At 52.5% G+C, this 16,524-nt stretch carries 18 protein-coding genes; 6 read left to right on the forward strand and 12 right to left on the reverse strand.

Annotation, left to right across the window (positions count from 1 at the left end; all coding sequences use genetic code 11):
• Positions 1–48 precede the first annotated feature (48 nt).
• The 3 genes from QGH09_06300 to QGH09_06310 are packed head-to-tail and all read left to right on the forward strand — an operon-like array spanning position 49 to position 3,928.
• Entirely contained in the window at positions 49–1,821 is a 1,773-nt protein-coding gene (locus QGH09_06300) for a PQQ-dependent sugar dehydrogenase (protein HJO17791.1), read from the forward strand.
• Positions 1,814–2,728, forward strand: coding sequence for an SMP-30/gluconolactonase/LRE family protein (locus QGH09_06305; protein HJO17792.1), 915 nt, complete (start codon positions 1,814–1,816; stop codon positions 2,726–2,728). The genes QGH09_06300 and QGH09_06305 overlap by 8 nt, the downstream gene beginning before the upstream one ends.
• A gap of 30 nt (positions 2,729–2,758) precedes the next feature.
• Positions 2,759–3,928, forward strand: coding sequence for a histidinol-phosphate transaminase (locus QGH09_06310; protein HJO17793.1), 1,170 nt, complete (start codon positions 2,759–2,761; stop codon positions 3,926–3,928).
• 49 nt (positions 3,929–3,977) lie between these two features.
• On the opposite strand, the gene QGH09_06315 is transcribed toward QGH09_06310, so the two are convergent.
• Positions 3,978–4,580, reverse strand: coding sequence for a VTT domain-containing protein (locus QGH09_06315; GenBank protein HJO17794.1), 603 nt, complete (start codon positions 4,578–4,580; stop codon positions 3,978–3,980).
• The gene (locus QGH09_06320; protein HJO17795.1) at positions 4,580–5,386 is read right to left on the reverse strand and encodes an inositol monophosphatase family protein; all 807 of its coding nucleotides are present in this window, start codon (positions 5,384–5,386) and stop codon (positions 4,580–4,582) included. The genes QGH09_06315 and QGH09_06320 overlap by 1 nt, the downstream gene beginning before the upstream one ends.
• Positions 5,387–5,567: 181 nt before the next feature.
• Here QGH09_06320 and aroA point away from each other — a divergent pair, with 181 nt between their 5' ends.
• The 3 genes from aroA to QGH09_06335 are packed head-to-tail and all read left to right on the forward strand — an operon-like array spanning position 5,568 to position 8,192.
• Positions 5,568–6,881, forward strand: coding sequence for a 3-phosphoshikimate 1-carboxyvinyltransferase (aroA, locus tag QGH09_06325; protein ID HJO17796.1), 1,314 nt, complete (start codon positions 5,568–5,570; stop codon positions 6,879–6,881).
• A gap of 43 nt (positions 6,882–6,924) precedes the next feature.
• Positions 6,925–7,425, forward strand: a complete 501-nt coding sequence (locus tag QGH09_06330) for a shikimate kinase (protein ID HJO17797.1) — start codon at positions 6,925–6,927, stop codon at positions 7,423–7,425.
• Positions 7,410–8,192 carry a metallophosphoesterase family protein gene (locus QGH09_06335; GenBank protein HJO17798.1) on the forward strand — a complete coding sequence of 261 codons (783 nt, stop codon included), beginning with the start codon at positions 7,410–7,412 and terminating at the stop codon, positions 8,190–8,192. Before QGH09_06330 ends, QGH09_06335 begins: the two co-directional genes overlap by 16 nt.
• On the opposite strand, the gene QGH09_06340 is transcribed toward QGH09_06335, so the two are convergent.
• The 10 genes from QGH09_06340 to QGH09_06385 form a co-directional block, all read right to left on the reverse strand.
• The gene (locus QGH09_06340) at positions 8,179–8,349 is read right to left on the reverse strand and encodes a hypothetical protein (GenBank protein HJO17799.1); all 171 of its coding nucleotides are present in this window, start codon (positions 8,347–8,349) and stop codon (positions 8,179–8,181) included. The two genes, QGH09_06335 and QGH09_06340, sit on opposite strands and share 14 nt — an antisense overlap.
• 39 nt (positions 8,350–8,388) lie before the next feature.
• Positions 8,389–8,730, reverse strand: coding sequence for a CcmD family protein (locus QGH09_06345; GenBank protein ID HJO17800.1), 342 nt, complete (start codon positions 8,728–8,730; stop codon positions 8,389–8,391).
• Positions 8,723–9,382, reverse strand: coding sequence for a cytochrome c biogenesis protein CcsA (gene ccsA / locus QGH09_06350; protein HJO17801.1), 660 nt, complete (start codon positions 9,380–9,382; stop codon positions 8,723–8,725). Before ccsA ends, QGH09_06345 begins: the two co-directional genes overlap by 8 nt.
• A gap of 13 nt (positions 9,383–9,395) precedes the next feature.
• Positions 9,396–10,079 (reverse strand): heme exporter protein CcmB, encoded by a 684-nt coding sequence (locus QGH09_06355; GenBank protein HJO17802.1) that lies wholly within the window; start codon positions 10,077–10,079, stop codon positions 9,396–9,398.
• Entirely contained in the window at positions 10,076–10,840 is a 765-nt protein-coding gene (locus QGH09_06360; protein ID HJO17803.1) for an ABC transporter ATP-binding protein, read from the reverse strand. The genes QGH09_06355 and QGH09_06360 overlap by 4 nt, the downstream gene beginning before the upstream one ends.
• A gap of 25 nt (positions 10,841–10,865) precedes the next feature.
• Positions 10,866–12,092 (reverse strand): hypothetical protein, encoded by a 1,227-nt coding sequence (locus tag QGH09_06365; GenBank protein HJO17804.1) that lies wholly within the window; start codon positions 12,090–12,092, stop codon positions 10,866–10,868.
• On the reverse strand, positions 12,089–12,673 hold the full coding sequence (locus QGH09_06370; protein HJO17805.1) for a zinc ribbon domain-containing protein: 585 nt from the start codon (positions 12,671–12,673) through the stop codon (positions 12,089–12,091). Before QGH09_06370 ends, QGH09_06365 begins: the two co-directional genes overlap by 4 nt.
• On the reverse strand, positions 12,651–15,125 hold the full coding sequence (locus tag QGH09_06375) for a cytochrome c-type biogenesis CcmF C-terminal domain-containing protein (GenBank protein HJO17806.1): 2,475 nt from the start codon (positions 15,123–15,125) through the stop codon (positions 12,651–12,653). The genes QGH09_06370 and QGH09_06375 overlap by 23 nt, the downstream gene beginning before the upstream one ends.
• Positions 15,126–15,218: 93 nt before the next feature.
• The gene (locus QGH09_06380) at positions 15,219–15,653 is read right to left on the reverse strand and encodes a cytochrome c maturation protein CcmE (GenBank protein ID HJO17807.1); all 435 of its coding nucleotides are present in this window, start codon (positions 15,651–15,653) and stop codon (positions 15,219–15,221) included.
• A 123-nt stretch (positions 15,654–15,776) separates the two neighbouring features.
• Positions 15,777–16,361, reverse strand: a complete 585-nt coding sequence (locus tag QGH09_06385; GenBank protein HJO17808.1) for a Maf family protein — start codon at positions 16,359–16,361, stop codon at positions 15,777–15,779.
• Positions 16,362–16,524: the final 163 nt, after the last annotated feature.

Below are 16,524 nucleotides of genomic sequence, written 5' to 3' on the forward strand. Positions count from 1 at the left end.
ATAAGAGAACATACAATCGCGGTAAGATCCATCGGCCCCAAAAAGACGATGCATAGCCAATTGATTGGACCCATTGCCCAAAGAGAGCACTTTCGCGCTACTAAGACCTTATTGCTCAGTTTATTGTTGAGTCTGCTGCCGAACCCTGGCGAGGGCGCAGCCCAAGAAGTCCGTCTTGACCTGGAAAACCATGGAGGGCTTTTTCTACCCGAGGGCTTTGAAGGCCAGGCTCTTGTCAACCGGCTCGACGGTCAAGCTCGGCATATCGCCGTAGACAGTAATGGTGATGTGTACGTCAAGCTGCGCGAAGCTTATAAAGGACATGGCAACGCGGTACTCCGAGATACGGATGGAGATGGGCACATTGATGACGTCAGGTATTTCGGAAAATATCCTATGTATGGTCGCTATGGGACAGCCATGCGAATTCATAATGGCTATTTGTATTTCAGTTCACAAAAAATCGTTTACCGCCAAAAACTGAGCCCTGGCGAGATAACACCGGAGAGCGACCTAGAGGAAATCGTTATAGACCCAAATGAACCGCCTGAACGCGAACATGTGGGCAAGCCGATCGCTTTTGACAATGAGGGACATATCTTCGTGCCCTTTGGCGCGCCTTCCAATGCGTGCCAGGATCCCAAGAGAACACCGGGCCAACCTGGCGTGGATCCCTGTCACCAGCTCGACACCTACGGCGGCGTGTGGCGATTTGATGCTGACACACCAAATCAAAGCCAAGAGGATGGCGTCCCGTTCGCCACTGGTATTCGGAGTCTGGTTGGAATGGATTGGAATTCCGCAGATGGCAATCTCTATACTGTCATGCACGGGCGCGACGACTTAGTTCGAATGTTCTCTAACCATTTTGGTGGCTGGGAAAGCGCCCTCTTACCAGCAGAAGAATTTCTTCGGGTAACGGAAGGTGCAGACTTTGGGTGGCCCTATTGTTATTACGATCAGCTCCAGGACAAGAAAGTGCTGGCTCCTGAATATGGTGGCGACGGTCAGATCATTGGCAGATGCAGTGAGTACAACCTGCCCATAAGAGGTTTTCCTGGCCATTGGGCGCCCAATGACATCGTCTTTTATCGGGGAAATCAGTTTCCGGAACGTTATCAAAACGGTGCTTTTATCGCCTTCCACGGCTCCACGAATCGTGCGCCCTATCCCCAATCTGGCTACATCGTCGGTTTCGTTCCTTTTTCGGACGGGCAGCCCAGTGGTCCTACAGAAATATTTGCTGACGGCTTTGCCCGAGTAGATCCCATCGTGGAGGCTGGGGATGCCGTGTTTCGACCGACGGGGATTGCCATAGGACCTGATGGTTCGCTGTATGTGAGTGAAACCGAGCATGGAGCTATCTGGCGGATTCAATTTACAGGCGACAAGGCTTCGTTTGGGGACCATCAATTAGCAGAAATGGAAGCCCGCAAAGAGTTGAGCCATGTCCGCACTCCCGATCCCATTGGTGACAATCTTCAAACCACTGTCCTCACCGGAGGCGCTCTCACCTACGAGTCCTATTGCAGCACCTGCCATCAGTCGAATGGCGAAGGAGATGGCGCCCGCTTCCCGCCGGTTGCAAAGACCGACTGGGTAATGGGAGATAAAACACGTCTCATCGGTCTCATTCTGGATGGGATGGAAGGGGGCGCTCTGGTGAATGGCAAAACCTATAACAACGCCATGCCACAGCACAGTTTCCTTACCGACCAAGAAATTGCGGAAGTCCTGACCTATATTCGTAGGAGTTTTGGGAACAGTGCAAACGCCGTTACTGAAGAGGAAGTCCGCAGGCGCAGAAACATCTATGAATAGCGCATCACGTATCTGTTTAGTTGGAAGCTTCGTCCTAAGCTCCTTCCTATTACACGCTGCAATGGGCCAAACGCCCCTATTTGTTGCAGATCCTGTAACAGCAATAGGGGCTTTCACTGACGGCATCGAAGGGCCAGCCTGTGATGTGAACGGTAACGTCTATGCGGTCAATTTCCACCATCAAGGCACAATTGGAAGGATCGATGCAAATGGCGAAGGTGAAGTGTATGTCGAGCTCCCTTCAGGGAGCGTCGGAAATGGCATCCGTTTTGGACCAGGCAAGGTAATGTTCGTGGCCGATTATACCGGCCACAACATTCTGACCGTGTCGGGAGAAACCCGAACACTAAGAATATTTTCTCACGATGACCGAATGAATCAGCCAAACGATCTGGCCGTCGGGCCAGATGGCACTTTGTATGCGAGCGACCCGAATTGGTCACACAGCACCGGTCAGCTCTGGAGAATCGGTTTAGATGGACGCACTACCCGCTTGGCTGTTGATATGGGAACAACGAACGGTATTGAAGTCAGTCCAGACGGCAAGACGCTCTATGTGGGGGAAAGCGAACAACGACTGATTTGGTCTTTCAGGATCAACGCCGATGGCTCACTTTCTGAAAAGCAGATCTTTATGCGATTTTCGGAGCATGGACTAGATGGCATGCGAAGCGACGTGGATGGCAACCTTTTCATCACCCGTTACGGCACTGGGACTGTTCTAAAAGTGTCACCTCGCGGTGAGATTCTTCGGGAAATTGACGTCTTAGGAAGTCGTCCGAGCAACCTTTGTCTCGGTGGGCTAGATGGTCAGACCGTCTACGTGACCGAGGTAGAACATCGACGCCTTGTCCGATTTCATGTTGATCGCCCAGGCCTTGCATGGAGCAGACTCAAGGCGAATTGACCCGGCACCATTTTTATAAGGAAGAGCACTATGTCAATTTCACGCCGCAATTTCGTTCGCGCCGTAGGGCTCAGCGGCCTTGGTTTATCCATTGCAGGTCGTTCTCTAACAGCAGCAAATAATGAGTCGGTCGGTATAGCTCAACCGACAAACCGTCTCTACGATGCAGGTTTTATTAATCTCAGTTCCAATACGAGTCCTCGCGGGCCCAGCGAAGCCGTCCTTAACGTTCTGAATGAGCGAATTACAAAGGGACTTGGCCGATATCCAGAAAACGTAGGTGTTCTAACCGAAGCGATCGCCGCACGGGAAGAAGCTCAAGTAAACTCGACTTTCCATTGTTGTTTTTCGGATCAAGTCCTACTTAGCACTGGCTCCGGGGAAGTGCTCGTCGGGGCGGTTCGTGCGTTCGTGACACCCTCTCGACCACTAGTTATTGGCCATCCATCTTACGAGACACCGATCCGAACCTGTGAAGCCCTCGATCTACCCGTAAAGACCATCTCCGTTAGTGACACGTGGCAACTGAACCTAGACGAAATGGCCGAGGCTGCGCAAGGGGCCGGTTTGGTGTATCTCTGTAATCCAAATAATCCGACCGGCGTGGGTCACTCGCAAAGGGCTATTCGAGAGTTCGTCGAGCGAGTTGTGGAAGCTTCGCCGGACACCGCGATTCTGATTGATGAAGCTTATATCGAATTCGCCAAGGATCGCGCCATCTCTACTGCCCTAACATTAGCTTTGACGAATCCAAATGTCATGATCACCCGGACATTCTCAAAGATCCATGCAATGGCGGGCCTGCGGGTTGGATATGCAATCGGTCACGCTGACACGCTAGAACGCATGCGAACTGTCGCCCGCTTTGGTAGCGTAACTGTTCTTAGCGCAGCTGCCGCCCTAGTGTCACTGAGAGATTCAGACCGTATTGAATGGGAGATCTCAGAGAATCACAAGGTGCGAGAGTTTACCCTGAGCGCCTTCAGGGAAATGGGCTGCCGCGTAACTGATTCCCAGACAAACTTTGTCTGGGTTGATGTTAATCAATCGCCGGAGGCTTTTCGGGAAGCATGCTTTGCGCTTGACGTTTTAGTGGGCCGAGATTTTCCTTCGCCGAGTAATACCTATTCGCGTATTTCCCTCGGTACAATGGAAGAGATGCAGAAAGCGGTCGCTGTATTCAAGAAGGTGCTCAGTTAGACAGCTTAGACTTGAGAGCGATGAAGAAAACCTGCAAGTAAAACCTGTATCAGGTTCGCGACAGCCGGGCACTATGGCGACGCCATAAAATGTAACCGACCCCAATCACCAGGAGGACAAGTAAGAGCAATGAAAACACCGGCTTGCCAAAATGGCGCAAAAAGTCGATTGCTTGATCGCCATAGCGTACGGCGAGGATCCCGGCAATAAAATACCTGAGTCCTCTTCCGATGCCCACTACGGTGAGAAAGCCTGACCAGGGAATTCGAGCAACGCCACTCATTAGTACAAATATTTTAAAAGGTGCAGGCGGTGGAAGAAGCGCTGACACAAACAACGCCAACATCCCGTGACGATGGAATTTTGTAAAAGCCCGATCAATTTTGTCAGCAGAGAACCAGTTACGAAGGACTGCCTCTCCACCCCTGTAACCGGCCGCGTATACTAGAAAACATCCAGCAACAGAGCCAATAGTGGTCATCGCCACGTAATAGACCATTAATGACTCGTGCTGAGTCACCATCCAGATAACAAGAACGTCAGTAATTTCAGGAAGTGAAAAGAAGGACGAGTCCAGGAAAGCAAGGGCGAATAATCCTGGACCCCCAAGTGTCATCGCGAGGCCCTGCGTCCAAACGATGAACCGTTCCATTAATCTAACGCCTCAGTATGGTCCTTAATCACTGCAACCATCGCATCATGAATCAGTCCGTTCGAAGCCAGAACTTCGCCAGCGTGAACGTTGAACTTCCCTCCTGACAGCGCTGAAATCCGCCCACCGGCTTCCTCAACAAGCAACGCCCCAGCAGCGATGTCCCATGCCTGTAGCCGCTGCTCCCAAAAACCATCTAGTCTACCAGCAGCTACGTAGCATAAATCGAGAGCAGCCGAACCCAATCGACGTACCGCGCGGACCTGTCCCGTAAATTTGGCGAACAGGCCGACTACATCGTCGATCGTGTCATGGACGTCATAGGGAAATCCGGTACTTAACACCGAATCTACTAACTGCTCTGACGTTGATACCTTCAGTGGAATTCCATTAAGAAAGGCTCCACCACCGCGTTCCGCCGTAAAGAGTTCTCTCCGGGTTGGGTCATAGACAGCCGCTACTTCAAGTCGACCAGCCGCCTCAAGTGCGAGGGATGAGCAATAAATTGGTAGGTCGTGAGCAAAATTAGTTGTGCCATCAATCGGATCAAAGATCCATCGGAACTCTTGACTGTCTTTAATCGCATCTCCTTTATATTGCTCCTCAGCTAATACCAAATGACTGGGAAAACGAGAATTGATTAAATCTCGGAACATTTCCTCTACCGCCAGGTCTGCCTCAGTAACTAAATCAATAACGCCTTTCTTCTTTACCCGAACACCTCGGCCAAAATAGCTCAATTGAATTTCACCAGCCCGAAGGACGGCCTCGGTAGCCGTGGCTAAGAACGCTGGTGGGATGGACATGGCGAATTTATGATGCAGAAACTACCGGAGTGTCTAAACAGGTAGAGGAATTATATAGTCATTCAAGGTCGGTCAAGACCGTAAATACCTATCATGCCCTCGATGGAGAGTGCCTTCGACAACTCCCCTCGATTCAGGGAACAGCGACGGAAGTTAAGAGGCGGAATGTTATAGTTCGTACATGGAGAGCCCAACCTCCAGCTCGGTTATTGTTGAACCAGCCACTCGGCTCAGCGGTCTCGTCACTTGTCCGGGCGACAAATCAATTTCGCATCGCTATGCACTGATCGGCGCCTTGGCAACCGGCCGTACCACTGTCACTCGGTATGCTCCAGGCGCCGATTGTTTGTCGACACTAGAATGTCTGCGCTCCCTCGGCGTAAAGATCCTTCACCAGAGAGGCTCCGACGACGATGATTCTAATGTCCAAATTGAGGGACGCGGACTCAGCGGCTTAAGTGAAACTAGTGAAGACCTTAACGCAGGCAATTCTGGCACCACACTGCGATTATTGGCTGGCATACTGGCTGCGCAGCCGTTCAAAAGCACAATCACTGGAGACTTGTCTCTCTGCCGACGTCCGATGGGAAAAGTGATAGACCCACTGCGTGCCATGGGAGCAGATATACAGGCTGAATCCAATTGTCCTCCAGTGACAATACTTGGTGGCCAGTTACAGGGTGTCGCATGGAACCCCACAGTGCCGAGCGCCCAGGTCAAAAGCGCCCTCTTACTTGCCGGACTCAAGGCAACCGGACAGACCACTGTCCGTGAACCCACTCTGACCCGAGATCACACCGAACGTGCACTGACACTCTTTGGTGTCGAGGTAACCAGAGCTGGGCTCGCGGTCAGTGTCACGGGAAATACAACCCCTCGCGCTCGGAATGTCAGGGTTCCAGGTGACTTCTCCTCAGCTGCTGCCTGGGCCGTCGCCGCAGCAGGTCTTCCAGGATCAGAAATTGAAATCGCCGATGTTGGCTTAAACCCAAGTCGAACGGCCCTACTAGAGGTGCTCCAACGTGCGGGCGCCAAGGTCATTTCTGAAGTTCGTTCTGAAACGAACTGTGAACCTAACGGCCGACTGACCGTTGCCCATCGGACGTTGCAACCGATCGTTATTAGCCCTGTCGAGGTCCCTAGTCTTATCGATGAATTGCCACTTCTTGCTGCCCTCGCAACTCATCGTGGTGGAGGATTAATTGTGACTGGTGCCAGCGAATTGAGAAATAAGGAAAGTGACCGGATTACGGCACTCGTCAAAGGACTACGCGCACTGGGCGCCAACATCAGTGAGCAAAGTGACGGACTGACAGTGACGGGTGATTGCACTCTTACAGGAGGCACTGTTGACCCCGAAGCTGACCATCGCCTAGTTATGGCTTTCGCCATAGCAGCGCTCGGCGCCAGCGGGCCATCGACTATTCTTGGCGCAGACGCTGTGGGCGTGTCGTATCCTACATTCTTTGAGACCCTCAACTCCCTTAGAGAATAGAGCGTCAAATCATTAACGGATTACGAACAATACCTCGATTCCAATGCGCACAGAAAAAATCTATCTTGTTGGTTTCATGGCAACTGGGAAATCGAGTTTGGCCCGCGAGCTTGCCGAACGCCTAAAATGGCAAGTTGAAGATATCGATGACCAGATCGAAGCGCGGGAACACATGACAGTTAGTGAAATCTTTTCCCAGCACGGAGAATCTTACTTTCGCACAATAGAACGCGCAGTCCTCACAGAAATACTGCCGCTCACTCACACCGTTATCGCAACCGGCGGTGGCACATTCGTTGATCCTGATAACCAAATGGCGATCAACAGCAACGGCGCTTCAATTTGGGTCGACATCCCGTTAGCACAGATTATTACAAGGCTCTCGCAGGACAAGCGACGGCCTCTCGCCAGCAATCGTGCCCAATTGGAACAACTGTACGCCCTACGCCAATCCTCCTACGCTCAGGCACACCTTCGACTCGATGGGGCCGGAGCACCCGTTGGGGAGTTGGTCGATCGAGTAATAGATTGGCTCGGCTCCTAATGCGGTTCCTGATTTTGAGCGATATCCACGGGAACCTCGAAGCGTTAGACGCAGTTCTTGAGGCAGCGCCTTCGGCTTCATTCGATAGCGTGCTCGTGCTGGGCGACCTCGTGGGTTATGGTGCGAATCCGAATGAGGTCATCGATCGAATCTTCGACTTAAAACCAACCGTGATGATCCGAGGAAATCACGATAGGGTGGCCTCAGACCTAGGGAGCACGGAAGGGTTCAACGGCTTAGCTGCGGATGCCATCCGGTGGACCCGGAAGACTTTGACGACTATCAATCGCGCGCGATTGGCCAAGCTTCCAAAGGGACCCGTTGTAGTAAATAGAGAGATCGAAGTCTGTCACGGGACGCCTTTTGACGAAGACCACTATCTCACCAATGAGCGTGACGCAATCCTCGCACTACAGGTATCGAAACATCAGATTTGCTTATTTGGACACACCCACCTACCAGTAGCTCTCGAGCACAACGGGGGGAACCTCCGTATTGCGAGCCAAGATTTTGGAGAGACCCCTACTAAAACACCTAGCCAAAACCCTATCAAGATTATTCCTGGTCTTCGATATCTTTTGAATCCAGGCTCGGTTGGCCAGCCTCGGGACGGCGATTCCAGGGCTGCCTATGCCACACTTGATTCAGAAGCGGAAAACGAGTTCGTCTTCAAGCGAGTCAGCTACCCTATTTCAGCGGCACAGCAAAAGATCCTTAACGCTGGCCTGCCCGAACAACTCGCAACGCGGCTCGCTATCGGTCGCTGACTGGCTCGTTGCCTCCGGCTCTTCGCGCGGTCCGTTCCTCTCGCCGCCTTAACTCGGCAGCGTAGGCATCGCGTGCTACACGCGAACCAAGAAACCAACCAATCACGAGGCCGAGAAGCAAGACCGAAGGAATAAAGATGAAATGTCCAGACGTCATACCATCCATAAATCACTGGATGAAAAGTCGTGCTAATCGTTACCGGTCAGTTGTTCGATTAGCTAAACTAGCAAGTTCGCGCTCAACGCGTGCCAACCGTCGCCAAATCGACCACAAATAGATAAACATCGCGACCCAAGCAAAGGCGTAAGCCGCCACGAGAAGAGGCGCTGCCGGTAGCTGATCCTCAGCATCCAGCTGGTCTATTGGCACAAACTCGTCTTGTTGGGAGGGCTGCATCGATTGTGCTTGGAATTCTTCGGCTGAGGTTTCGATCACTCCGATACATAGACTCAGCAACAAGCACAGCACGGCGAGTCGCCTGACAGTTACCTTCACAACATCCCCTTTCAACCAACAGAGAGTGCCATTGCTAATCATTTAAGTCCCGATAGATTCGATCTAACGTTGCTCGCTGTGTTTCTAGACGAACCCGGGCCATCATCGCCAAACCGTAGAGCAGTAGAAAACCGACCAGGCTCCACCATAACGGTCCGCGCATCCCGGACACTAAAGTTGGAACCACGTTTGTTGTTGGGTGAATAGTCCGCCAAACATTCACTGACCAGTAAACAAACGGCACATTGGCCATTCCGAATATCGCAACGCCCGCGGCTAACTTCTCAGAACCTGGACCCCCGTACTCCCGCAGTAGTAGATAGGCGATAAAAATCATCCAGAGCACGAGGGCCATGGTGAGTCGCGCGTCCCACTGCCACCACACGCCCCATGCTTTGCGGGCCCAAAGAGGACCACTCACGAGACCAATCAGGCCGAACACCACCACCAACTCAGCTGAGGCAACCGCAATTCGGTCAGAGATGAGCCGTTCTCTACACAGAAACACCGCGCTGGCAATACCACAAACAAATGCCGCCACAAACATCGCCGCCCATGAGGGGAGATGAAAGTAAAAGATCTTCTGAACAAGACCCATTGTGGATTCATACGGTGCCCAGGCAATAAAAACTGGTGCACATACGAAAACTATCGTTGCCAAAACGATCACCGCTGAAAATATTCGATGCATCATCCCGTGGGCCAATTCATTCTGTCATGACCGGCTCAAAGGTCCATAACGAAAGCGTAATGAACACCACGTCGAAAAATACCAACATCCCGATCCAGGCACGTACCATCGCCACGTCTACTTCGGGCTGTAAGAGCACAGCGGTCCCCCGAACGCCAGCAATAATGACCGGAATTGTAATCGGATACAACAAGACCGGCAGCAACACATCCCGACTCCGTGCGCGAACGAGCATTGCACCGAACAGTGTCCCGACTGCACAAAACCCTAGAGTGCCCAGTGAAAAAAGTAAAAAAGTAAGAATCGGCTGGCGAAAAAGCGGCGCCTGAAACAGAAGTGCGACCAGAGGAACAACCACCACTTCAACCGCTGCCAACAAAGCCAGTATGCTAAGCAACTTGCCTACATAAATCGCGGGACGATCAACTGGTGCCAGCAAGAGCGCCTTCAAAACGTCATGATAACGTTCTCGTTCAAAGGTGCGACCCAGGGCGAGCGTTCCGGCGAAAGCAATGGCAATCCAGAGAATCCCTGCTACCGCATTCTCGACCGGGCGACCATCGCGTACAAAACCAAAGGCAAACACGAGCACAGTCGACACAGAGAAGAATAAAGTCGTCAGAAATAACTCCCGGCTACGCGTCTCAACTCGCAGGTCTTTTCGCATAATCAGGAGAGCGACCGTGAAGAACCGCTTCATTCCAGTCTCCTGGGCGTAAGTTCTCTCTGCATCGAATCTCGATATTGCGCACGTAGGGATTCACCGGCGCGGGATAATGGAAGCAATCGGCCAGCCCGCAGTAGCATCGCTCGGTCCAAGACTAGTTCTGCAACCTCGAAATCATGAGTCGCGAGAAAAACAATTCGCCCCTCACTCTTGAGGGCTTGAAGTCGCTCGACCAGCGCAGACGAGGAACTTTCGTCAAGTCCTGAAAATGGCTCATCGAGAAGCACCAACTGTGGTTCATGCAGCAGAGTGCGCTCAAGGGCGACACGTTGCCTCATGCCTCGAGAGAACCCCCCGACAAAATCATCACCTCGAGACGATAGCCCAGCATTTCGCAGCGCTTCATGCGAACGGTCCCCAACTTGGTCAAGTCCATAAAGAGCGGCAAAAAATTCAAGGTTTTCTCTGGCGGTCAATTCTGGGTAGAGCTGAAAATCATGACTAAGGAGCCCAATATTCCCGCGAAGAGCTGGACCTAGCTCCCGCGCCAATCCGCCACCATATCGAATTTCCCCACTGGAAGGGTCGAGTATCGTCCCAGCAAGGGCTAGCAGTGTTGATTTGCCAGCCCCATTCCCGCCGAGGAATCCAAGAATTTCACCGGTGCCACATTCAAGCGAAACATGCGCTAACGCTCGACGTCGGCCAAAATACTTTGAGACGTCGACAAACGCCACTCGATCAAATCTTAAAGATTCTTGAGTTGTTGAAATTGGATGAAGTGAGGACGCCATCAACTTTCTTCAATCGAAGTGCCTGTTAACCAGGTAGCCCAGCTCTGCCGCGCGGCATCTCAAGCGCATTAGGCTCTAGCCGCTGATATAGGCGTTCCAACTGCCCAAAGATTGTCTTGCGTCGAAGCGTGTACGGTCCATCGGCTAACGTTCCAATCCGATAAGTAGTTTCAACTTGCACCAGATCATCGTATAACCGGTCACGTCGGGCCTCTAATTTCTGACGTAGTGACGCATCATTCATGACGGTCATCGGTCTCGTCGATTTCCACAGACACCACATTACCAATAAGCCGACCAACACCAAGGCCACTCTCAGGGGAATCACGCTATGGTGTGGAAGACCGAGTAAGGAGATTGAAAAGGTTTCATTAGCTGCTAGCCTGGGTCCACCACCGACCATAAACGTACCAACCCTAGCATTCATTTCCCGACTCTGGGTGATCTGTGGCGACCTCAATTGCATGTCACCATGCTTCTCAGCAACTATCGCTATCTGGTCGACTGCCACCGGCATCGTCTGTTCGATTACTAGGTCACTCCCAGTATATGGAAGAACATAAGCTACATTGACGAGGGTCCGACCAGGCTGAAAGGAGCCGACTACCGAGACCCTGCGACCATCGAGCCGAGCTTGTGGGGTAGTACCTTCCAGTAGGACCGCCCCCTGTGCACCAAATGGTAAGTCGAAGTCCACCGGAACCACTGGTGCCACGGGAGCATCAGTTGTATTAACAGCTTCAAGTAGGTAGTAGACCTCCACAGCCTCGTCTGCCATCTCCACCACAAACCGGGTATCACCACCAAGGCTAATCACTCCTGGATTACTTGGCACGGTGGCCGCCACAGACGGCATTGAAGCCTCGGCAACAAGCATCACTCGAACACCTCCAAAGGCCGGAACGGCGAAAGTGCGGGAATCGAGTATCTCGTCTCCCACTTGCGCAGAGACTGAAACATTACTTCCGGCCTCAAGATCCTCAAACAAGGCGCGTCCGAACTCATCGGTGAAGACGGTAAGCAAGACTGCATCACTATGAAGTTCAACAGGATGATCAGTAATATTGTTTGAAAGTTGGCTTCGAATCAGACGAACGCTTACAGAAGCGTTTGGTAGTTCGCTTGAAGGTAAAGGCAGACCAGACATCTCTGATGGGTCCGGCATCGGAATCTGCGAATGCGCAATCATCGGAGACCCAAGAATCATTACCGCGGTAATTGCCGTGACCCACCGCACGCCAAGGCCAATCACAACGATGCTCCGCAATATTTACAGAATCTCGCATCAGCGTCATTGACCGTGGCACACACCTCGCAACTATATTCACCACCAACTGCTTCAAGGGGCTGCTCGAGAGGCCCGGCCGATGCAGAGTGCGCCGCTAATCGAGATTGCAATTCCCGTTCGATTGATTCGCTATAACCAGGGGTATCGGAATCAAGTTGGCGCATAAAGCTGATCGCCCGAGCCCGAAGTCTATTCGTCATCTCCTGAAAATCGTCTTCAGCCACCTTGCCCATTGCGCGGTCAAACTCAAGCTCTTTAATCGAACGAAGCACAAGCTGCTTCTCGCGTTCGACCGCAATCCGCGTCCGATTGCTCACAGCACTCGATTCCATTTCAAAATCTACGTCCACAAGTGGCCACAGGGTTCGCAAAAAGGCTAAGCCGCAAAGAGCTGCTGCGCCAATCGCAAGACTCACCAGGATGGTTGCTTCTGGAGTCGCATTGGACGACCGTAAAACGGCCGCGGTCGCCGCAAGTAGCGCACCGAGAACGAAGAAGTGCCAGGGACGGAAGGTAGAGCGATTAGTCGAGGTCTCGGAGTTCATCGTCCAGACGCGCTATTAACTGCGCATCACCGTCGTTCAAGATGCCAGCAGGTAGTGGTGCATCAGTAGCCTCACGCATCGACCACCGTAAGGCAACTGTTCCAACGCCAACTACGCCGGAAAGGCCGAGTAGATACGGAAACAGCCAGGCTAGGCGATTAAACCCTTGGTCCAATGGCATCGCGAGAGGCTCTTGACTGCCGTACATGGTGATGAAGTGTTGAAAAACATCCTCTTTTGTCTTGCCCTGATCGATCAACAGCGAAATTTCATCCCGCATCATAGCCGCGGTTCCACAAGTACATTCACCAACAAGTTTTCGCCCGCACGTGCCGCACATGCAAACGATCTCATGGTACAACTCCCGTTCGGCGGCACTGCGGGGCACTGTCGGTACTGTCTGGGCTGATTCAATATGCTGTGCATGTAAGGGGGCTGATGCCACCAACACAAAAAGCAGTAACGATGTCGTCGCCGCACCCATAGGAATTTTCGATGCCGCAAACGAAAATGCTTGCTCAGGCAGTAGGGCAATAACTGTGCCCAGCGCCATGATGCCGAACCCGAACCAAATCCAATTTACTAGAGGATTAACGGTGACCTGGAAGCTGGCCGACTGGTCCTGCATGTCGAAGGCAGCCATCACAATGTAGAGATCCTCAGAAATGCTTCGATGGATAGCCACTTCCGTCGTCGGCTCCTGCTCGTGTTTCCTGAAGAACCAGCGGGCCGGATACATCATCCCTATCTCTTCGCCCTCCTCGAACACCTGCAAGCTTCCCGTAACCATTTGCTTCTGACCATCGTCTCGTACACTAACCCCCTCGTGCCGCACAACGAATGCCCCTACCTCGACTTGTTGCCCCGGCGCGAGAAGTACCTGCTCTTCAAGCTTGTAGCCTTCACCTGCAAAGCCTAGAAACATAAGCACGATACCGACGTGAATAATGTATCCACCATACCGACGATGTGATCGCGCAACGAGGCCAGTTACGGATGTCAACACGTCCGCACCAGTAGCGTCCCGGCGAACACGCGTGCCACGGATAAATTCTTGCCCAATCGTCCCCAGGACAAAGGCACACAGCATGAAGCACACCCCGGATGCCCACACTCTGAACCCTAAGGCGTAGAGAACCCCTCCAGTCACAACCGCGGCCGTTATCGGCCAAAGAAATTGATTACCAAGGTTGGACAACGTCGATTTTCTCCAGGCTAAAAGTGGTCCAACGCCAGTCAAAAGAAGGAGCATTAAGCCAATCGGAAGCATCCATTTGTTGAAGAATGGCGGTCCAACGGTCAGCCGTTCACCCGTAATTGCTTCACTCAACGTCGGAAACATTGTGGCAAAGAGAATAAACACGGCGGAGAACAGCAAAATCCAATTGTTCAGTAAGAATGCCGCTTCACGAGAGGCCCATGAATCTAGTTCGTGTCGAGCCCGTAAGAGCGGTAACCGGTAAATAACTAAACCAAAACAAACTATTAAAATGATCGCCATGAAGACCCCAAACATCATCGCGAGCTCGGAGTCTTCACCAAACGCATGCACCGATTGCACCACGCCGGAGCGTGTCATGAAAGTACCAAAAATCGTCAAAAAAAACGTGATGATGACGAGGGTCACGTTCCATACCCGTAACATGCTGCGTCGTTCTTGTACCATCACCGAGTGGAGAAAGGCCGTCGCCGTAAACCACGGAAGTAAACCAGCGTTCTCAACCGGGTCCCAGCCCCAGTAGCCTCCCCAACCGAGCTCCTCGTACGCCCATATCATGCCGAGCGTCAAGCCGAGCGACAGGAAGATCCAAGAAAACATGGTCCACCGTCGAACCGCACGCAACCAAGAATCATCTAGGTGGCCCGTGATTAACGCCGACATACCAAAGGCAAATGGGATGGTCATCCCAACGAATCCGATGTAGAGCGACGGCGGGTGAATCACCATGTATGGATTCTGTAAAAGCGGGTTGAGGCCACGACCATCGGCTGGGACTTGAGTTAAATAGGTGGTAAATGGGTCCTTGTTGAGCACCATCACCAACAGGAAAAACATCTGTACGCAGGAGATGACCGTCACCACATAGGGAATTAGCTCGCGCTGTCGCTCGCGGTTTGTCGCAACGGCAATCGATCCAAAAACGGCCAGTAAAAAGACCCAGAACATGATCGACCCGTCGAGGCCACCCCAGTAGGAGGTCAGCTTATAAAACAGTGGTTGAGCCGAATCCGAATACCGATCGACATACTTAATTGAGTAGTTCTCAGTAACAAAGGCGTGCACCATGACCGCAGACGCCATCGTCATTAACGCGGTCAATAAATAGAATGCCCCAATCCCACTTTCAATGAGGCGCGCCGAACGTTGCCGCCCCCCGACAAAAGACGCTGTCGCCGCGTACGCACAAACCACAAATGCCGCTAACAGGAGGTATGAGCCGAGAGAAGCCATCGAGTCTGCGATCGACCAGTGAACGTAAGAAAGACGGGTCCTCGTTAAGTCCGCTCAGGAGGTAACCAAATAATAGCGCGGCGTTAGGCCAATCTATTGCCCGCCAGAAACGTTAGCGCCAGGCGGCACTGATCCGGCCTTGGGCTCGTACTTCGATGGACACTTGGCCATTACACCATTGGGAGCCACTACAAATCCATCAACTCCCAAGCGCCCTTTAACCACAACTTCAGCACCACTCTTGAACGTATCAGGAACAATGCCGCTGTACTCAGCTTTGATCACCTCGCCATTGTTCTCGATTTCAAAGCGGTAATCGAGGCTATCCGGTCGACGCATAATGGATTCGTTCACAACGAATCCATGCACCTGAAGGTTCTTATCCTGCCAAGCTGCCAGGTCCCCGGTCACCTCATCCACGTGCTTATAGTACTCAGTCCCCTCGCTGAGGGTGGACCACAACAAGCCACTAAAGGCTAAGGCCAACACGACCGAAGTAATCCCGATGCGAATAGCTTTATGACTCATAACGCGGTAAGTATTGCCGTAAGCTCTCCTCGAAAGAATAGCCTTAAGGGACTGAACCGTCAATGAATTGAGGGGTCCGGGCCTGCTCATCTACCGCAGCTCAGTGAAGCATTTTGGGCCGATTTATGGATTCTCCGACATCTGGGCCCCGTCAAATCCAAGTTCACCAAGCAGACGTCGGACCACCGCCAAGGGCAATCCGACCACATTCGAGTATGAGCCCTCTATCCGGTCGATGAACCGCGCCGCTAGGCCCTGAATCGCATAGGCTCCTGCCTTGTCTCGGGGTTCCCCCGAAGCTACATACCAGGCGACCTGTGCCGGTTGAAGGAGAGCCACGTGCACCACGGTGCGGTCGACCGCCCCGACACGCTGATTGGCATATCGCATCGATACCCCGGTGAGGACCTCGTGACTCCGTCCCGACAGCCTACCTAACATCCTGGCTGCATCTGCATCGTCAATAGGTTTTCCAAGAATGTCACCGTCAAGTACCACGCACGTGTCCGCACCCAGGATTACGTTGTTACTCGCAATGTCCGTCACGGCGTCAGCTTTAGCCGCGGCAAGCCTGGCAACATACAGTGCTGGAATCTCTCCAGGTAAGGGCGTCTCGTTAACAGTGCAAGGTTTGACCGAAAAAACATAGCCAGCTGCGGCCAGGAGCTCCGCTCGCCTAGGCGAAGCAGACGCAAGTAGCATTCGCATGGCTAGATGATACGATCACCATAGGGAACTTCCATATGATGCGTTCGATGGCTCCCCTTCAGGGCTGCGTGCCCGCCGTGCTGGCCAAGTTGCTGAACTGTCAGCCACATTCCTCAGCGAAGGTTCTTTTCGCTTGGCGTGCAGCGGTTGGTAACGCGATCTC

It is taken from the genome of Vicinamibacterales bacterium, from assembly GCA_036012125.1.
Taxonomy (GTDB): Bacteria; Acidobacteriota; Vicinamibacteria; order Vicinamibacterales; family UBA823; genus UBA11600.

What these genes read in the sequence shown, in the direction of transcription:
- aroA (HJO17796.1), top strand. Translation starts at nt 5,568, where the DNA reads ATGGAGAGCCCAACCTCCAGCTCGGTTATTGTTGAACCAGCCACTCGG.
- QGH09_06385 (HJO17808.1), bottom strand. Translation starts at nt 16,361, where the DNA reads ATGCGAATGCTACTTGCGTCTGCTTCGCCTAGGCGAGCGGAGCTCCTG.
- QGH09_06355 (HJO17802.1), bottom strand. Translation starts at nt 10,079, where the DNA reads ATGAAGCGGTTCTTCACGGTCGCTCTCCTGATTATGCGAAAAGACCTG.
- QGH09_06380 (HJO17807.1), bottom strand. Translation starts at nt 15,653, where the DNA reads ATGAGTCATAAAGCTATTCGCATCGGGATTACTTCGGTCGTGTTGGCC.
- QGH09_06340 (HJO17799.1), bottom strand. Translation starts at nt 8,349, where the DNA reads ATGACGTCTGGACATTTCATCTTTATTCCTTCGGTCTTGCTTCTCGGC.
- QGH09_06330 (HJO17797.1), top strand. Translation starts at nt 6,925, where the DNA reads ATGCGCACAGAAAAAATCTATCTTGTTGGTTTCATGGCAACTGGGAAA.
- QGH09_06375 (HJO17806.1), bottom strand. Translation starts at nt 15,125, where the DNA reads ATGGCTTCTCTCGGCTCATACCTCCTGTTAGCGGCATTTGTGGTTTGT.
- QGH09_06305 (HJO17792.1), top strand. Translation starts at nt 1,814, where the DNA reads ATGAATAGCGCATCACGTATCTGTTTAGTTGGAAGCTTCGTCCTAAGC.
- QGH09_06360 (HJO17803.1), bottom strand. Translation starts at nt 10,840, where the DNA reads ATGGCGTCCTCACTTCATCCAATTTCAACAACTCAAGAATCTTTAAGA.
- QGH09_06370 (HJO17805.1), bottom strand. Translation starts at nt 12,673, where the DNA reads ATGAACTCCGAGACCTCGACTAATCGCTCTACCTTCCGTCCCTGGCAC.
- QGH09_06300 (HJO17791.1), top strand. Translation starts at nt 49, where the DNA reads ATGCATAGCCAATTGATTGGACCCATTGCCCAAAGAGAGCACTTTCGC.
- QGH09_06315 (HJO17794.1), bottom strand. Translation starts at nt 4,580, where the DNA reads ATGGAACGGTTCATCGTTTGGACGCAGGGCCTCGCGATGACACTTGGG.
- QGH09_06345 (HJO17800.1), bottom strand. Translation starts at nt 8,730, where the DNA reads ATGATTAGCAATGGCACTCTCTGTTGGTTGAAAGGGGATGTTGTGAAG.
- QGH09_06310 (HJO17793.1), top strand. Translation starts at nt 2,759, where the DNA reads ATGTCAATTTCACGCCGCAATTTCGTTCGCGCCGTAGGGCTCAGCGGC.
- QGH09_06320 (HJO17795.1), bottom strand. Translation starts at nt 5,386, where the DNA reads ATGTCCATCCCACCAGCGTTCTTAGCCACGGCTACCGAGGCCGTCCTT.
- ccsA (HJO17801.1), bottom strand. Translation starts at nt 9,382, where the DNA reads ATGATGCATCGAATATTTTCAGCGGTGATCGTTTTGGCAACGATAGTT.